This is a genomic window from Kitasatospora sp. NPDC089797, from assembly GCF_040684795.1.
Lineage (GTDB): Bacteria > Actinomycetota > Actinomycetes > Streptomycetales > Streptomycetaceae > Kitasatospora.
In genome coordinates, this window is the sequence record NZ_JBFBGS010000003.1 from 46,175 (window position 1) to 61,642 (window position 15,468).

Annotated in this window: 13 protein-coding genes; all 13 read right to left on the reverse strand. The window is 69.7% G+C overall.

Going from position 1 to position 15,468, the window contains the following annotated elements; translation table 11 throughout:
• Positions 1 to 131: 131 nt before the first annotated feature.
• On the reverse strand, positions 132 to 1,952 hold the full coding sequence (locus AB0O91_RS03515; protein ID WP_363427437.1) for a hypothetical protein: 1,821 nt from the start codon (positions 1,950 to 1,952) through the stop codon (positions 132 to 134).
• A gap of 139 nt (positions 1,953 to 2,091) precedes the next feature.
• On the reverse strand, positions 2,092 to 2,985 hold the full coding sequence (locus tag AB0O91_RS03520; RefSeq protein ID WP_363427438.1) for a glycosyltransferase: 894 nt from the start codon (positions 2,983 to 2,985) through the stop codon (positions 2,092 to 2,094).
• Between the two features lie 612 nt (positions 2,986 to 3,597).
• Positions 3,598 to 3,975 carry a DUF2304 domain-containing protein gene (locus AB0O91_RS03525; protein ID WP_363427439.1) on the reverse strand — a complete coding sequence of 126 codons (378 nt, stop codon included), beginning with the start codon at positions 3,973 to 3,975 and terminating at the stop codon, positions 3,598 to 3,600.
• Complete coding sequence (locus AB0O91_RS03530) at positions 3,972 to 4,661, reverse strand: glycosyltransferase family 2 protein (protein ID WP_363427440.1); 690 nt, start codon at positions 4,659 to 4,661, stop codon at positions 3,972 to 3,974. The genes AB0O91_RS03525 and AB0O91_RS03530 overlap by 4 nt, the downstream gene beginning before the upstream one ends.
• A 71-nt stretch (positions 4,662 to 4,732) precedes the next feature.
• Entirely contained in the window at positions 4,733 to 6,055 is a 1,323-nt protein-coding gene (locus tag AB0O91_RS03535; RefSeq protein ID WP_363427441.1) for a hypothetical protein, read from the reverse strand.
• Positions 6,056 to 6,214: 159 nt separating this feature from the next.
• Complete coding sequence (locus AB0O91_RS03540; RefSeq protein ID WP_363427442.1) at positions 6,215 to 8,287, reverse strand: hypothetical protein; 2,073 nt, start codon at positions 8,285 to 8,287, stop codon at positions 6,215 to 6,217.
• Positions 8,288 to 8,489: 202 nt separating this feature from the next.
• Positions 8,490 to 8,936 carry a GtrA family protein gene (locus AB0O91_RS03545; protein WP_363427443.1) on the reverse strand — a complete coding sequence of 149 codons (447 nt, stop codon included), beginning with the start codon at positions 8,934 to 8,936 and terminating at the stop codon, positions 8,490 to 8,492.
• The gene (locus AB0O91_RS03550; RefSeq protein ID WP_363427444.1) at positions 8,933 to 9,892 is read right to left on the reverse strand and encodes a glycosyltransferase family 2 protein; all 960 of its coding nucleotides are present in this window, start codon (positions 9,890 to 9,892) and stop codon (positions 8,933 to 8,935) included. Before AB0O91_RS03550 ends, AB0O91_RS03545 begins: the two co-directional genes overlap by 4 nt.
• A 189-nt stretch (positions 9,893 to 10,081) precedes the next feature.
• Positions 10,082 to 11,275, reverse strand: coding sequence for an elongation factor Tu (tuf, locus tag AB0O91_RS03555; protein ID WP_031063092.1), 1,194 nt, complete (start codon positions 11,273 to 11,275; stop codon positions 10,082 to 10,084).
• A gap of 197 nt (positions 11,276 to 11,472) precedes the next feature.
• Positions 11,473 to 13,578 (reverse strand): elongation factor G, encoded by a 2,106-nt coding sequence (gene fusA / locus AB0O91_RS03560; RefSeq protein WP_363427445.1) that lies wholly within the window; start codon positions 13,576 to 13,578, stop codon positions 11,473 to 11,475.
• Between the two features lie 39 nt (positions 13,579 to 13,617).
• On the reverse strand, positions 13,618 to 14,088 hold the full coding sequence (gene rpsG / locus AB0O91_RS03565) for a 30S ribosomal protein S7 (RefSeq protein WP_030055803.1): 471 nt from the start codon (positions 14,086 to 14,088) through the stop codon (positions 13,618 to 13,620).
• 2 nt (positions 14,089 to 14,090) lie between these two features.
• Positions 14,091 to 14,462 carry a 30S ribosomal protein S12 gene (gene rpsL / locus AB0O91_RS03570; RefSeq protein WP_014144289.1) on the reverse strand — a complete coding sequence of 124 codons (372 nt, stop codon included), beginning with the start codon at positions 14,460 to 14,462 and terminating at the stop codon, positions 14,091 to 14,093.
• A gap of 446 nt (positions 14,463 to 14,908) precedes the next feature.
• Positions 14,909 to 15,460: a DUF1707 and DUF4190 domain-containing protein gene (locus tag AB0O91_RS03575; RefSeq protein ID WP_363427446.1), complete on the reverse strand. Its 552-nt coding sequence runs from the start codon at positions 15,458 to 15,460 to the stop codon at positions 14,909 to 14,911.
• Between the last annotated feature and the right edge of the window lie 8 nt (positions 15,461 to 15,468).

Here is a 15,468-nt window from a genome sequence, read left to right on the forward strand (position 1 = left end):
AGGCGCGCAGCATCGGCACTCAACCGAGCAACTTGGACATACTGCCACATGGAGCAGCCGAAATGCCAATCGGGGCCGGTGAGGACTACCTCACCGGCCCCGATCGGGTGACCGTGCTCAGCGGCGGTGCGTCACCACGGGCGCTTGGTGCCGCAGACCGTCGCCCAGTCGTCGCCGCTCACGTTGCCGCACCACAGCGTGCCCTTGTCGGGACCGTTGTTGTACTCCTTCAGGCCCTTGTTCACCGGCGCGCAGTCGGTCGGGCCGGCCGGGTCGTACTTGGGGCACTTGCCGTCGCTGTTCACCAGGATGTGCGCGCGCCAGGCGTCGATGCCCATGTCGACGTTCTGGCTGCCACTGCTCGGGAGGAGCTTCGGGTCCGTGGTCGGCATGTAGCGGTCCACCGACCAGGAGGCGGACATGGTCGCGAACAGCGCCACCGCGCAGACCGCACCCGCGACCAGGCGACCGGTGACCGCCGGGCGCAGGGTGACCGGCGCCGGCTCGCCGTCGGTGCCGACCCGCTGGACGGTGCGCAGCCAGCCGGTCCCCCGCTGGACGGCGAACATCAGGCCGAGCACGGCGAGGATCATCAGCGCGTACAGGATGATCCAGGTGGTGCGCGGGTACAGCTGGATGGACTTGGTGTGGGCCATCTGGGAGGCGAACCAGTAGCGCAGCAGCCAGGCGCTCACCAGGGTGGCCGCGGTGGTCCTGACGACGATGCTGCGCAGCCCGAGGCCGAGCGCCAGCGCGACGCCTGCCAGCAGCAGCAGGGTGTAGGCGCTCTGCCCGGCCAGCTCACCGCGCCACGGGAAGTCGTGGTAGGTCATGGTGCCGGCGCGGTCCGAGGCCCAGCCCATGATGTACGCCGGGTCGATGTAGACCGACAGGTAGGCGTACCGGTCCTTGGCCTCGGCGCCCAGCCGGACGAGCTGGTACAGCAGCGGCGCGCCGACCACGACGGCGCTGCCCAGGGTCGCGCCGAGGAACACCAGCACCGGCTTGATCCGGGCCGCGCCCTTGCGCCACGGCACCAGGAACAGCGCCAGCACGAACACGCCCGGCGCGGCCCAGACGAACCAGCCCGAGTACCAGAGGAACATCAGGCCGAACGAGACGCCGAAGCCGACTCCGCGCCACACGGTGGAACGGGTGCTCAGGGTGTGCGCCCGGCGCAGCTCGCGCAGCGCGGCGGCGAGCATCGGCACCATCACCAGCATGGTGACGTGGCTGTACGGCCGGATCGGGTCCAGGAAGAGGATCGCGGACGGGACGGCGATCAGCAGCGCCCAGAACGGGCGCAGCATCAGCCGCCAGGACAGGTACGCCATCGGGCCGACCAGCGCGCTGCAGATCAGCTGGAGGTCCTTCATCGCGTAGCCGCCGCCACCGATGCCGCCGTAGAACAGCTTCGACCAGATCGCCAGCGCCGCCGGGAACCCCGGAGGGTAGACGCCGGGCAGGCCCTGGCCGCGCAGCATGTCGTTGGCCATGCCGATGAGGTTGCCGGGGTCGCCCTCCTGGCCGCCGAGGCCCCACTGGGTGCCGTTCAGCGCCACCGCGATGCCACCCGCGACCGCGCCGGTGGCCAGACCGGCGACGGCCGCGCAGACCAGCCGCTGGACCAGCTGGTAGCGGGCCAGGCTGCCCCGGTAGGCGGCGTACAGCAGCACCGCGAGGACCGGCAGGCCCACGATCGCGGCGTACTTCTGCAGCTCGGCCAGACCGCTGACCTGGCCGACCCGGTTGAGCGGGTTGGCGTTGATGCGGCTGCACAGCAGCGTGAAGGCGAAGGCCGCCACGATCGAGACCAGGGCCTCGGCCGAGCGGACCGCCCAGGGCCGGGCCAGCAGGCCGTCCATCCTTCCGAGGCGGTCCGCGACCGCGCCCTCAGGTCGTCGGTGCTCCGCCTCGGAGCCGCCGACCGGGCTGGTGGCCAGATCAGTCATGTCAGTCACTTCCGTGCGTGGCCACTGCGAACGTGGCGTGGAGTGGCGTGGGGGGTCGGCGATCAGCGGACATCATAGGTCGGCCGACGGTGGGCGGGGGCTCCGGACGAAGTCCCCGCCCAGCACGCATCCGACCTGGTCAGCTGCTGCGCATGGCGCGGCCGACCATGGCCCCGGCGTGGGAGAAGTCACCCGCACCCAGACGACCGGCCGCCACCATCAGGGCGTGCAGCCGGGAGGAGATGTGCAGGTCGGCCGAGCGGGCGGCGCCGCCCCAGCCCTTGGCGCGCAGTTCCTTGGAGATCAGCGAGTAGTACTTCAGCTCCTCGTCGAAGCGCTTGCCGTCCTTGACCCGGTTGGAGGAGTCGCTGGCCTGGTGCCGGCGGTAGCGGAACACCTCGCGCTCGTCGACCAGCAGGTTGCCGCCCTCCATCAGCATGTCGACCATGAACGCGAGGTCGTGGACGGCGTCGATGTCCGGGCGGTACGGGATCTTCGAGAGCGCGGACTGCCGGTAGAGCAGCGACGGGGTGTACAGCCAGTTGCCGGCCAGCAGGCTCTTCACCGCGGCCTCGCCGCTGATCACGCCGGCCTTGCGGGCCGGGGCGGCGATCCGGCGCTTGACCTTGTCCCCGATGCCCAGCGCGGGGACCAGGGTCCCGTCGCTGTCCATCACCTTCACGCCCGGCTGGCAGGCGATCGCGTCCGGGTCGGCCTTCATCCGCTCCAGGACGACGTCCAGGTAGTCGGGCTCCAGCAGGTCGTCGGCGCCCATCATCGAGACGAACTCGCGCTCGGCCAGGGTGGAGGCCTTGTAGGTGTTGCCGTTGGGGCCGAGGCGCTCCTCGTTGCGGACGTAGCGGATCCGCTCGTCGTCGAGGCTCTCGATGTACTGCAGCGCGCGGAAACCGGGGTACTGGTCATCCACGACGGTCAGCCGCCAGTCCTCCTGGTGCTGGGCCCGGATGCTGTCGATGGTGGCGAACAGGTACTCCGGGTCGCCGTAGTACGGGATGACGAAATCGACGCTCATGGCGGCGCCGCACCTCCTGGTCCTGGATCACGCTTCGGTGCCGCCCGGCCGCGGCTGCCGGGCCGGACCAAGTCAACCAGCTTCCGGACGGTGATCGCCGCGCGGTGCCGCTCCGGCCGACCGTTCCTTCCCCCGCTGGCCGACGTGCCGACACTCGGAAGAACGGGCCCGCACGATCCGCGGGTTCAGACCGCCCTCCGGAATAGCGGATTTCCGCGACGCACCCGGAAACACCGGGCCCGTGGAGAATGTCCGCCTTGTCGACCGATTCACGATATTCCGTCGACGAACACCGCCCGCATCAGTCTACTGTCACGGCCTTGTTCGAGGAACCCGCCCCTGATCGCTCCCACCGGGCTCAACTCCGGCCAGCGGCTGGCCTGTTGGCGGGCGGCGCGGACGTGGGCGTCGTCATGTCCACAACGTTTCCGGCGCCGTGCGGGTATCCGGGCTCCGATCGCTGCCGATATCCCGCCCTTGCCCGCCCGGTCATTCCGACGACACCCCGCCCGGCTTTCCCCGGACAATTCGCCCAGGTGCGAGGAAGGGCCGCACCCCTGCGGGTGTGGCCCTTCCTGTTGCTCGTCCCCCCGCCCTGCGGGAGGCGCCCGGTCAGCGGTCGGAGCCGACCGGGGCGTCCAAGCGGTCGTTGTTGTGCCGGACGCCCTCGGTGATGGCCACGGTGCGGGCCAGGTCGGTGAGCTTCTTCTCGAGCGAGCGGAAGCGCAGGTAGGTGTTGAGGGTGAGGAAGCCCATCGCGATCACCATCAGGTACAGCACCAGGTCGGTGCCGCGGCCGACGCCGAGCGCGGTGGCCAGCTTGGTCACGCCGGTCGGCCACAGGATGGCGACCACGTTGGCGATCACGAACAGCGCGAAGGCGATGCGCTTCCACGCCCGGGTGTTCGCGGCGTCCCAGCGCCGGACGAACAGGAGGGCCATGGCCACCGCGGCCACGACCAGGATCAGCTGGATCCAGAGGTGATTCATCGGCGGTTACGCTCCCGCAGCGAGATGTCGAAGAGGATGTTCACGCCGTTGATCAGGGACTGGCCCTTGGCGCGCGAGTAGTCGGTGTACAGGATGTCCACCGGGACCTCGGCGACCCGGAGGTCCGAGCCGGCGAGGAAGGAGACGATCTCCGAAGCGTGCGCCATGCCGTTCATGGTGATCTTGATCCGGCCGGCGGCCTCACGGTTCATCACGCGGAGACCGTTGTGCGCATCGGTGAGCTTGAGCTTGCGGGCGGTCGGGCTGACCGCGGCGGCGGTGCGGAGCACCACGCGCTTGATCCACGGCACCTGGCCGGTCTGCTCGATGAAGCGCGAGCCGAGCACGATGTCGGCCTCGCCCGCACGCAGCAGGGCCACCATCTTCTCGACGTCCCCGGTCTGGTGCTGGCCGTCCGCGTCGAAGGTCGCGAAGTACTCGGCGCCCTCCTGGGCCAGCGCGTACTTCAGACCGGTCTGCAGCGCGGCGCCCTGGCCCAGGTTGACCGGGTGCCGCACCAGGTGGGCGCCGGTCGTCATGACGTGCTGGGCCGTGTCGTCGGTGCAGCCGTCGTCGATCACCACGATGTTCGGGAAGGTCTTGCGTGCCCCCTCCACGACCTCGGCGATCACCTGGCCTTCGTTGTAGGCCGGGATCACCAGCCAGACGTTGTCATACTCGGACACAGGTGCTCCATGCTTGGCGAACGGCACGGCGGCCCGTGCCTCGGGTCTGTCTGTCGGTGGTGGTCATGGCCTCAGGACGTCCGCAGCGGCTCTGCTGCCGACGGCTCGGTCGGTACGGCGGCGGGACGGGAGGGGAAGGCTCGGTAGAGCGACCACAGCAGCAGGACCGCACTGACCAGCGAGCCCGCCAGGTACGCGAGCTCCGCGCGCAGGCCGACGGCACCCGGAGCGAGTGCGACAGCCACCAATGCTACGGAACCGGCGGTCCAACCGACCAACTGGCGGCGGTGCTGGCCGCTGGACATCAACGCCTGGCCGAAGACCGTCGCGAGGACGTAGCAGACCGTCCCGAACACCAGCCAGAGGAAGTCCAGCGGCCCGAGCACGTCCTTGGCGTTGAAGAGCAGCGGGTTGAGCTTGGCGCCGAGCACGATGACCGGCAGGCCGCCGCCGATGCACAGACCGGCGGCGATCGCGGCGGTGCGGGTCAGCACCTTGCGGAACTCGGCGTGGTCGCCGGCGGTGGCGGCGCCGGAGAGCGCGGAGACCATCGAGGCCTGGAGGGCGCTGTAGGCGAACAGCGGCGCCCGGGCCATCACCACGGCCTGGCCGATCGCGAAGACCAGCGCGTCGGAGGCCTCGGAGTGCTTCGGCGAGAGCAGGCGCGCGCAGATCACGGTCGCGTTGACCACCAGCTGGCTGAGCATCACCGAGGCGATCAGCAGGCCGAGGCCGCTGGTCAGCTGCTTCCAGGACACCTCCGGCCCCGGGGTGCGGTCGGCCAGGGTGTCGCGCAGGCCGATCAGCGAGGCCGCCAGCGGGGAGACGAAGAGGATCAGGCCGAAGACCAGTGCCGAGTGCAGGCCGAGCGCCGCCGCCAGCGCGGCCAGCCCGATCCGCAGCCCGCCGTCGACCGCCAGCTGGGTGCCGTACGGGCCGAACCGGCCGAGGCCGGCCAGCGCGCCGCGGGCCACCGAGCTCACCGCGAGGCCGGCCAGGCCGCCGGCCAGCGCGAGCACCAGGCTCCGGTCGCCGCTGAACAGCTGGTCGGCGATCGGCCGGGCGGTGACCGCCAGCAGCGCGCAGACCGCGACCAGGATCGCCAGGGCGAGCAGCAGCATCCGCCGGACGGCGGGCAGTGCGCCGTGTCCGGCCACCTTGCGGGCGGCCACCAGCCGGGTCAGCTCGAGCTCGACCGGCTGGAAGAGTCCCCACCCCACGGACATCACGATGGTCCAGAGCATCGTCACCCTGGCCGCACCGACCGTGCTCAGGCTGTAGCCCACGAGCGCCATGTAGACGTACGCCGAGGCTCCGAGCACGACCGTGCCACCGACCACGAGCCGCGCCCCCGGGGGAAGCACCCCAAGCAGCTTGGCGATCGGGTTCTTCATCACATGACCACCGAATTCAGCGGCCGGCCTTGCCACACGTGTCCGCACGAGGCCGACCAGGCCGTGCGATTGCTGTGAATAGTAGCGGGTGGCCGTGAATCCCCGGTGCGCGTCCGTCCACCGTCGGCACACCCGTCGGAACACCCGTCGGAGCCCACCTCAGACGCCCGGGAAGGTACGGCCCCAGGGCTGGGTCCAGAGCAGCCCCGGATCGCTCACCATGGTGACGGTCACGCCCTGCTTGGCCAGGTCCCGCTTGATCCGGTCGCCCACCGCGCGGTCGGCGGTCAGGACGGTCGGCGTCGCGTGCGGCGCGGGGAGCTGGTCGATGGCGCCCTTGAGCCGCCCGAAGGAGCGCTGGTAGTCCTCCTCCTTCACCTGCGGACCGCCGATGTCCACCCAGTGGATGTCGTACAGCGCCTTCATGTCGCCGCCGCGCCGGTTCAGCAGCGAGGCGAGCCAGGTGGCCTTGAGGTTCTTGTAGTTGTCGTTGGAGACCAGGGCGATGACCGGGCCGTCGCTGTTGCGCAGCGGGGCCAGCCCCTCGATCCCCTCGGGCCCCATGTCGCTCTCGAACTCGCCGCGGCCCCAGGCCACCAGCGGGTTGGTGGACCAGGCGGACGGGTTGTCCTTGGTGGCCAGGAAGCCCCACTGGACGTTGGCGAAGAGGCTCAGCGCGGCGGCGACGGCCAGGCCGGAGAGCACCAGCTCCTGCAGCCGCCGGGCCCAGGTCCGGCCGCTCCCCCGAGCCGGCGTCTGCAGCAGGACGCCGACGGCACCGACCGAGATCAGGGCGACCACGATGCCGACGGCCGTCATCTTGTGGAAGTAGTACGAGTACCGCCCGATGCTGTGCAGCTGGTACGCGGCGAAGGCCGTGAGCACGGCGCCGGTGGAGAGCAGCACCGCGAGGTGCGCCTGGCCGGAGGCGGTGCGGCGGTTGCGCGGCACGGCCGCCGCCAGCAGGCCGAGCAGTCCGCCGCCGATCAGGACCGAGCGGTCCGCGGCGACGCTCGGGCCGCTCATGTTGGAGGCGCTCGCGACGTCCAGGTTGCCCAGGACGGAGAGCACGCTCGGCAGGACGGCCACGCCCATCGCGCACGCCAGCGCGCCGAGCGTCCACCACCAGCGCCCGGCGAACCGGCGCCGGTGCACCACCAGCGCGCCCAGCAGCGCGACGCCGACGAACGCGCCGTAGATGTTGTACGCGTAGGTGACCGTGATCAGCCCGGCCGAGGCGGCCAGCACGAACTCGGTGCGGCCCATCGCCGGCCGGATCAGCACCGCCAGCGCGAGCGCTATCAGCATCAGACCGATGAAGGTCGAGTCGAAGCCGTGGACCAGCAGGTCCAGGTAGTTGCTGGCGAACATGATCGCGGCGACGGTCCCGCACACCGCCGCGGCCTGCCAGCCGCGCAGTCGGGGTCCACCGATCCAGCGGGCCGCCCAGACCAGCGCGGTGCAGAACAGCGCGTAGGCCACCAGCAGGTACAGGAAGTACCGGTTCATGGTCTGGAGCATGTCGCCCGGGGAGGCGGCGGAGTGGACCAGCGTGTCGGTCCAGGCCAGCAGGAAGTGCGAGCCCTGCGGGTAGGTCACCTCGGACGGCGGTATCAGGTAGGCCCTGGCGGCTTCCTGATGGAGGAAGTTGAAGCCTCCGACGCCCTCTATGCCGGAGAAGAACGAGAAGTGCGCGAGCCGGTCCTCCGCGGTGGCGAAGTAGGCGACCCGCTCCGCGGCCGACGATCCGGCGACGGGGTGGAAGAGGTAGTGCCAGAACCCGGCGAAGGTGCCCAGCACCAGCAGGTCGGACCAGCGGAAGCGCAGCGGCAGCCGCGGCGCGCGCCGGGCGGCCCAGGCGGCCACCGTCAGCACGCTGAACATCACGCCGGTGGTGGCCACGGGTGAGAGGCCCCAGGGCCAGAGCGAGAAGACCAGGCCGAAGGTGAGCACCGCGCCGAAGAGGATCAGCGCCGCGACGAAGAGCCGGTCCAGCAGCACGCCGCCGACCCGGATCACGGCGGCCGTCGCGATCAGCAGCAGCGGCAGCAGCACCACGCCCAGGTGGAGCGCGACCAGGCAGGCCGGCACCAGCCAGGACAGCGCGATCCCGCCGGCCAGCACGAGCGGGTTGCGGCCCGTCCACCGGCCGCCGACCGGAGCCCGCCGCCGTCCCGGCGGCGCGGTCGCTTGCTGGATCCCGCTGTCGGGCGAGCTCTGTACGGTCGACACGGTGCCGTGCCCCTCCGGTTCAGTCCCTGCCGCCCGTCTCCCCCTACCGGGTCCGGACTTCATCCACCGGCTGCGGGCAGGCTACGAGGGCCAAGCATACCGAGGTCGTGCTTGCCCCGACCGACCCGGGGGCACGCAAGGGCAGCCCACGAACGACCGAACCGGGGAGCCCGTGCGCTCCGTTCGGGGGGTGTCGGGAGGGTCAGGAGCCGGCGGGCCCGGCGGAACCGCCGCGGAAGACCCAGACCTTCAGCAGCACGAACCGCGCCACCGTGGCGAGCCCGTTGGCGACCACCAGCCCGCCCACCTCCACCGGCCGGGAGGCGTGCGGCACGACCCGGTCGAGCAGGGCGAGCACCCCCGAGCTGAGGCCGAGCCCGATCAGGAAGGCGACCGCGCCCTGGAGCTGGTGGCGGACCATCCCCTCCGAGCCGACCACCCCGAAGGTGAAGCGGCGGTTGGCCGCGGTGTTGGCGACCGCGCTGACGGCCAGCGCGATCAGGTTGGCCGCCTGCGGGTTCGTGAACAGCCGGGCCAGGACGAACAGCCCCAGGTAGAAGACGGTGCTGAGGACGCCGATGACCAGGAAGGAGGGCAGCTGGCGACGGGTGGCGGCGGCGGGCCCGACGGGCTCCTCGGTCAGGGTCACCGGCCCCGGCCCCGCTCGTCCTCGTCCGCCGAGTCGTAGCCGACGAAGTAGGTCGGGCGGTTCTGCACCGCCGAGTAGATCCGGCCGACGTACTCCCCCAGCAGGCCGACGCAGATCAGCTGGACGCCGCCGAGGAAGAGCATCCCGATGAACAGCGAGGACCAACCCGGCACCGTCGAGCCGAGCGCGTAGGAGACGGTGGCGTGGACCGCGAGCGCGATGCAGACCACGAAGCTGACCAGACCGAGGTAGGTGGCCAGCCGCAGCGGGGCCGCGGAGAAGTTGGTGATGCTGTCCAGCGCCAGCCGCACCATCTTGGACAGCGGGTAGTGGGTGCCGCCGGCCACCCGCTCCTCGCGGACGTACACCACCTCGCCGCTGGGGAAGCCGAGCCACGGCACCAGCAGCCGGTAGACCGGCTGGTGCTCGGGCAGCTGCTTGAGGGCGTCCACGGCGGCGCGGCTGAGCAGCCGGAAGTCGCCGGCCTGGTTGGGCATCCGCTTGCCGACCAGCCTGCGCATCAGCCAGTAGTAGGCGCCGGCCGTGCGCCGCTTGAAGGCGGTGTCGGTGCCGCGGTCCCCGCGGACGCCGTAGACCACGTCGAGGCTCTGCTCGCGGGCCAGGTCGAGCATCTCCGGGATCTTCTCCGGCGGGTCCTGGAGGTCGGCGTCGATGCTGACCACGTAGTCGCCGACGGCCCGGTGGATGCCGGCGGTCAGCGCGGCCTGGTGCCCGGAGTTGCGGGCGAAGCGGACGATGCGGAACTCCGGCCAGTCCTGCCGGATCTTCTGCATGAGCACGGGTGTGGCGTCCCGGCTGCCGTCGTCCACGCCGACGACCTCGTAGTCGACCCCCAGCCCGTCCAGGATCGGACGCAGCCGCTCGACCGTCAGCGGAAGTGCCTCCTGCTCGTTGTAGATCGGCATCACGACCGACAACAGCGGTGCCGTAGACATGCGTTGGATCCCACTTTCCGCGACGGCGGGGCTGGCTGGTGAGGCGACCATAACAGTCGGCCATGAGCCGCCCGTGAGAGGAAGTGCCCCCAGGTGAGCGCGGGGTTAGACGCCGAAGGGCCCCACGCGCCTCGCGGTGCGTGGGGCCCTTCGGACAAGCCTGACGGGGCAGGCAGGTCAGAGCATCAATTACTTGATGATCTTGGTGACCTGGCCGGCGCCGACGGTGCGGCCACCCTCACGGATGGCGAACTTCAGGCCCTCCTCCATGGCGATCGGCTGGATCAGCGCGACCGTCATGGCGGTGTTGTCGCCCGGCATGACCATCTCGGTGCCCTCGGGGAGGGTCACGACGCCGGTCACGTCCGTGGTACGGAAGTAGAACTGCGGGCGGTAGTTGTTGAAGAACGGGGTGTGGCGGCCACCCTCGTCCTTCGACAGGATGTACGACTGGGCCTCGAAGTCGGTGTGCGGCGTGACCGAACCCGGCTTGATGATGACCTGGCCGCGCTCGACGTCCTCGCGCTTGATGCCACGGAGCAGCAGACCGACGTTCTCACCGGCCTGGCCCTCGTCGAGCAGCTTGCGGAACATCTCGATGCCGGTGACCGTGGTGGTGGTCTTGGTCTCCTTGATGCCGATGATGTCGACAGTCTCGTTGACCTTGAGGATGCCACGCTCGATACGACCGGTGACGACGGTGCCACGACCGGTGATCGTGAAGACGTCCTCGATCGGCATCAGGAACGGCTGGTCCACGGCGCGGGCCGGGGTCGGGATGCTCTCGTCGACCGCGTGCATGAGGCCGAGGAGCTTCTCGCCCCACTCCTTGTCGCCCTCGAGGGCCTTCAGCGCGGAGACGCGGACGACCGGCAGGTCGTCGCCCGGGAACTCGTACTCGGAGAGCAGCTCGCGGACCTCGAGCTCGACGAGCTCCAGGATCTCCTCGTCGTCCACCATGTCGGCCTTGTTCAGGGCGACGACGATGTAGGGGACGCCGACCTGGCGGGCCAGGAGGACGTGCTCCTTGGTCTGCGGCATCGGGCCGTCGGTGGCGGCGACGACGAGGATCGCACCGTCCATCTGGGCCGCACCGGTGATCATGTTCTTGATGTAGTCAGCGTGACCGGGGCAGTCGACGTGGGCGTAGTGACGCGCCTCGGTCTGGTACTCGACGTGCGCGATCGAGATGGTGATACCGCGCTGACGCTCCTCCGGCGCCTTGTCGATCTGGTCGAACGGCGTGAAGGGGTTGATCTCCGGGTACGCGTCGTGCAGCACCTTGGTGATGGCCGCGGTCAGCGTGGTCTTGCCGTGGTCGATGTGACCGATGGTGCCGATGTTGACGTGGGGCTTCGTCCGCTCGAACTTCGCCTTGGCCACTGAGTCCTCCTGAGGACAGTTCCTGTACGCCGTGCTGACGTCAGTTGGTCTTTGATACGGGCCCGGTCCGGGTGCCGGAAGCACCGCGGACCGCCCCGTGGGTGGGGGGGCCGGAGGACCCGGGAGGATCCGGACGGATCCTCCCGGGTCGCCTCCTAACAGCCTAAGGGGTGTGAATCATCCCGAATATCGGGACGTCACTCGCCCTTGGACTTGGCGATGATCTCCTCAGCCACGGCCTTGGGGACCTCGGCGTACGAGTCGAACTGCATCGAGTAGCTCGCGCGACCAGAGGTCTTGCTGCGCAGGTCACCGACGTAGCCGAACATCTCGGAGAGGGGCACCAGCGCCGCAACGACGCGGGCACCGTGACGCTCGTCCATGGACCGGATCTGGCCACGGCGAGAGTTGATGTCACCGATCACGTCGCCCATGTAGTCCTCGGGCGTGGTGACCTCGACGGCCATCATCGGCTCAAGAAGGACCGGCTTGGCCTTCCTGGCGCCTTCCTTGAAGGCCATCGAGCCGGCGATCTTGAACGCGAGCTCGGAGGAGTCGACGTCGTGCGACGCACCGTCGAGCAGGGTCACGCGAACGCCCTGGAGCGGGTAGCCGGCGAGGACACCGAACTCCATGGCCTCCTGGCAACCGGCGTCGACCGAAGGGATGTACTCCTTCGGCACGCGGCCACCGGTGACCTTGTTCACGAACTCGTAGCCCTCGGCCTGCTCGAGCGGCTCGATCGCGATCTGGATCTTCGCGAACTGGCCCGAACCACCGGTCTGCTTCTTGTGCGTGTAGTCGATGCGCTCGACGGCCTGACGGATCGTCTCGCGGTACGCGACCTGCGGCTTGCCGACGTTGGCCTCGACCTTGAACTCACGCTTCATACGGTCGACCAGCACCTCGAGGTGCAGCTCGCCCATACCCGCGATGATGGTCTGGCCGGTCTCCTCGTCCGTGTTGACCTGGAAGGACGGGTCCTCCTCGGCGAGACGCTGGATGGCGACACCCAGCTTCTCCTGGTCACCCTTGGACTTGGGCTCGATCGCGACGCGGATGACCGGGGCCGGGAAGTCCATGGACTCCAGGATGACCGGGTTCTTCTCGTCGGACAGCGTCTCACCGGTGGTGGTCTGCTTCAGGCCCATGACGGCGACGATGTCGCCGGCGCCCACCGACTCGATCTCCTCACGCTTGTTCGCGTGCATGCGGTAGATCTTGCCGATGCGCTCCTTCTTGCCCTTGACGGCGTTCAGCACCGAGGTGCCGGACTCCAGGCGACCGGAGTAGATCCGGACGAAGGTGAGCTTGCCCAGGTGCGGGTCGGACATGATCTTGAACGCGAGGGCGGCGAGGGGCTCCTCGTCCGACGCCTTGCGCGAGATCTTGGTGTCCGGGTCGTTCGGCTTGGTGCCCTCGACGGACTCGATGTCCAGCGGCGACGGCAGGTACTTGACGACCGCGTCGAGCAGGGGCTGAACGCCCTTGTTCTTGAAGGCGGTACCGCAGAAGATCGGGGTGAAGTCCGAGTTCAGGGTGCCCTTGCGGATCACGTCCTGCAGCAGCTCGACCGGGATCTCCTCGCCCTCGAGGAAGAGCTCGGCGATCTCGTCGCTGATGGTCGAGACGGTGTCGATCAGCTGCTCGCGGTACTCGTCCGCCTGCTCCTGCAGCTCGGCCGGGATGTCGACGATGTCGTACATCTCGCCCTTGGCGGCCTCGGCGGACCAGACCAGCGCCTTCATGCGGACCAGGTCGACGACGCCCTGGAAGTCCGCCTCGGCACCGATCGGGAGCTGCATCACCAGCGGGGTGGCGCCGAGGCGCTCCACGATGGTGTCGACGCAGAAGAAGAAGTTCGCGCCCGTGCGGTCCAGCTTGTTGATGAAGCAGATGCGCGGGACGCCGTAGCGGTCAGCCTGCCGCCACACGGTCTCGGACTGGGGCTCGACACCGGCAACACCGTCGAACACCGTGACGGCACCGTCGAGGACGCGCAGCGAGCGCTCCACCTCGACGGTGAAGTCGACGTGACCCGGGGTGTCGATGATGTTGATGGTGTTGTCGACGTCGTCGACCGTCCAGTGGCAGGTCGTCGCGGCCGACGTGATCGTGATGCCGCGCTCCTGCTCCTGCTCCATCCAGTCCATGGTGGCAGCGCCATCGTGGACCTCACCGATCTTGTACGAGACACCGGTGTAGAACAGGATCCGCTCGGTGGTGGTGGTCTTGCCCGCGTCGATGTGCGCCATGATCCCGATGTTGCGGACCCTGGCGAGGTCAAGGGAGGTTGCAGCCATGGTGGCTCGTTCTCTCTCTGTCTAGTGACGGGGTACGGACTACCAGCGGTAGTGCGCGAAGGCCTTGTTGGACTCGGCCATCTTGTGGGTGTCCTCGCGACGCTTCACGGAAGCGCCCAGGCCGTTGCTGGCGTCGAGGATCTCGTTCATCAGGCGCTCGGTCATGGTCTTCTCGCGACGGGCGCGGGAGTAACCGACCATCCAGCGCAGCGCCAGGGTGCTGGCGCGGCCCGGACGGACCTCGACCGGAACCTGGTAGGTCGCGCCACCGACACGGCGGGACTTGACCTCGAGGGCCGGCTTGACGTTCTCCAGCGCACGCTTCAGCGTGACGACCGGGTCCGAGCCGGTCTTCTCGCGGACGCCCTCGAGGGCGCCGTACACGATCCGCTCGGCGGTGGAACGCTTGCCGTGCAGCAGGATCTTGTTGACCAGCTGCGTGACGACCGGGGAGCCGTAGACCGGGTCGATGATGACCGGGCGCTTCGGGGCGGGGCCCTTACGAGGCATTCTTACTTCTCCTTCTTGGCGCCGTAGCGGCTGCGGGCCTGCTTGCGGTTCTTGACACCCTGGGTGTCGAGCGAACCGCGGATGATCTTGTAGCGGACACCAGGAAGGTCCTTCACACGACCACCGCGCACCAGCACGATGGAGTGCTCCTGCAGGTTGTGGCCCTCGCCCGGGATGTAAGCGGTGACCTCGATCCCGCTGGTGAGGCGCACACGGGCGACCTTACGAAGCGCCGAGTTCGGCTTCTTCGGGGTGGTCGTGTACACACGCGTGCAGACCCCACGGCGCTGCGGGGAACCCTTCAGCGCGGGAGTCTTGTTCTTCTCGACCTTGTCCTGCCGGCCCTTTCGGACCAGCTGCTGGATCGTAGGCACCGTTTCTCCGTTTTCTGTGTGCCAAGGCTTGGTGGAACTAACCTGCGGTGTCTCCCTCGCACACGGCCCCGTGGTCGACCCACGCGGTCGGGTGTGTTGGGCGTTTTCCGACACGGAATCCCATGGCTGATGTACAGCGACGGCGCTCTACGCGCGGTGCGCTGGGAAGCGCTCCGGCTCGGCGCGGCGACCGGTGTGCATGCACGCACAAGGACCCGGGGACACCCCAGGCACAAGGTCAGAGCGTACCTAGCGCATGGGGCGCGGTCAAAACAAATGCAACGCCGCAGGTCGCGACCCTCGGCCGGGTGTCGCCCCGGTGTCCCGGACGCGACCGCCCGGTGTCGGGACGCCCTCCACCCGCTCTACCACAGTCGGCGGGGCCCCGCCAGCGGGGGCGGACCCGGCGGGCTCGGCAGGCGCAGCGGCCCCGGCGGACGCGGCCGCTACGCGAAGCCCAGCAGGATCAGCAGCGTCCAGAAGCCGCTGCCCAGGTAGCCGAGCACCAGTCCCAGCACGGCCGCCCAGTCCCCGTCCATGTTGCGCTCGCGGATCTGCGCGCGGGCGATGTGCCCGGTCACCACCGCGGGCAGCGACAGGAACAGCAGGCTGGACACCAGGGAGACCACCGCCAGCACGTTGGTCGGCCGGGCCTGCGGCACCGGCGGCGCGGCCAGGAAGGTCGCCGGGACCGGCTGGACGGCCTGCAGCGGCGACATCGGCCCGGTCGGCAGGTCGGCCACCAGCACGGCCAGCTCGCCGTAGGTGAGCGCCCGGGCGGCGGCCTCGTGGCGCTGCTCGTACTCCTCGGCGGACAGCCGGCCCTCGGCGAACCCGGCCTTCAGCACGTCCACCGTGCGGTCCCGGTCCGCGTGGCTCGCCCGCATCGCAGCCTGCGGGGACGCCGGGGACGACGGCCCGGCGAGCCTGCCGTCGGGCACCGGCCGACGGCCGTGCCGATCGGCGGGGCCGGGTTCGCCCCACGGTTGAACGGACATCCGCCACC

What these genes read in the sequence shown, in the direction of transcription:
- AB0O91_RS03550 (WP_363427444.1), bottom strand. Translation starts at nt 9,892, where the DNA reads ATGTCTACGGCACCGCTGTTGTCGGTCGTGATGCCGATCTACAACGAG.
- AB0O91_RS03535 (WP_363427441.1), bottom strand. Translation starts at nt 6,055, where the DNA reads ATGAAGAACCCGATCGCCAAGCTGCTTGGGGTGCTTCCCCCGGGGGCG.
- AB0O91_RS03525 (WP_363427439.1), bottom strand. Translation starts at nt 3,975, where the DNA reads ATGAATCACCTCTGGATCCAGCTGATCCTGGTCGTGGCCGCGGTGGCC.
- AB0O91_RS03520 (WP_363427438.1), bottom strand. Translation starts at nt 2,985, where the DNA reads ATGAGCGTCGATTTCGTCATCCCGTACTACGGCGACCCGGAGTACCTG.
- fusA (WP_363427445.1), bottom strand. Translation starts at nt 13,578, where the DNA reads ATGGCTGCAACCTCCCTTGACCTCGCCAGGGTCCGCAACATCGGGATC.
- AB0O91_RS03515 (WP_363427437.1), bottom strand. Translation starts at nt 1,952, where the DNA reads ATGACTGATCTGGCCACCAGCCCGGTCGGCGGCTCCGAGGCGGAGCAC.
- AB0O91_RS03575 (WP_363427446.1), bottom strand. Translation starts at nt 15,460, where the DNA reads ATGTCCGTTCAACCGTGGGGCGAACCCGGCCCCGCCGATCGGCACGGC.
- rpsG (WP_030055803.1), bottom strand. Translation starts at nt 14,088, where the DNA reads ATGCCTCGTAAGGGCCCCGCCCCGAAGCGCCCGGTCATCATCGACCCG.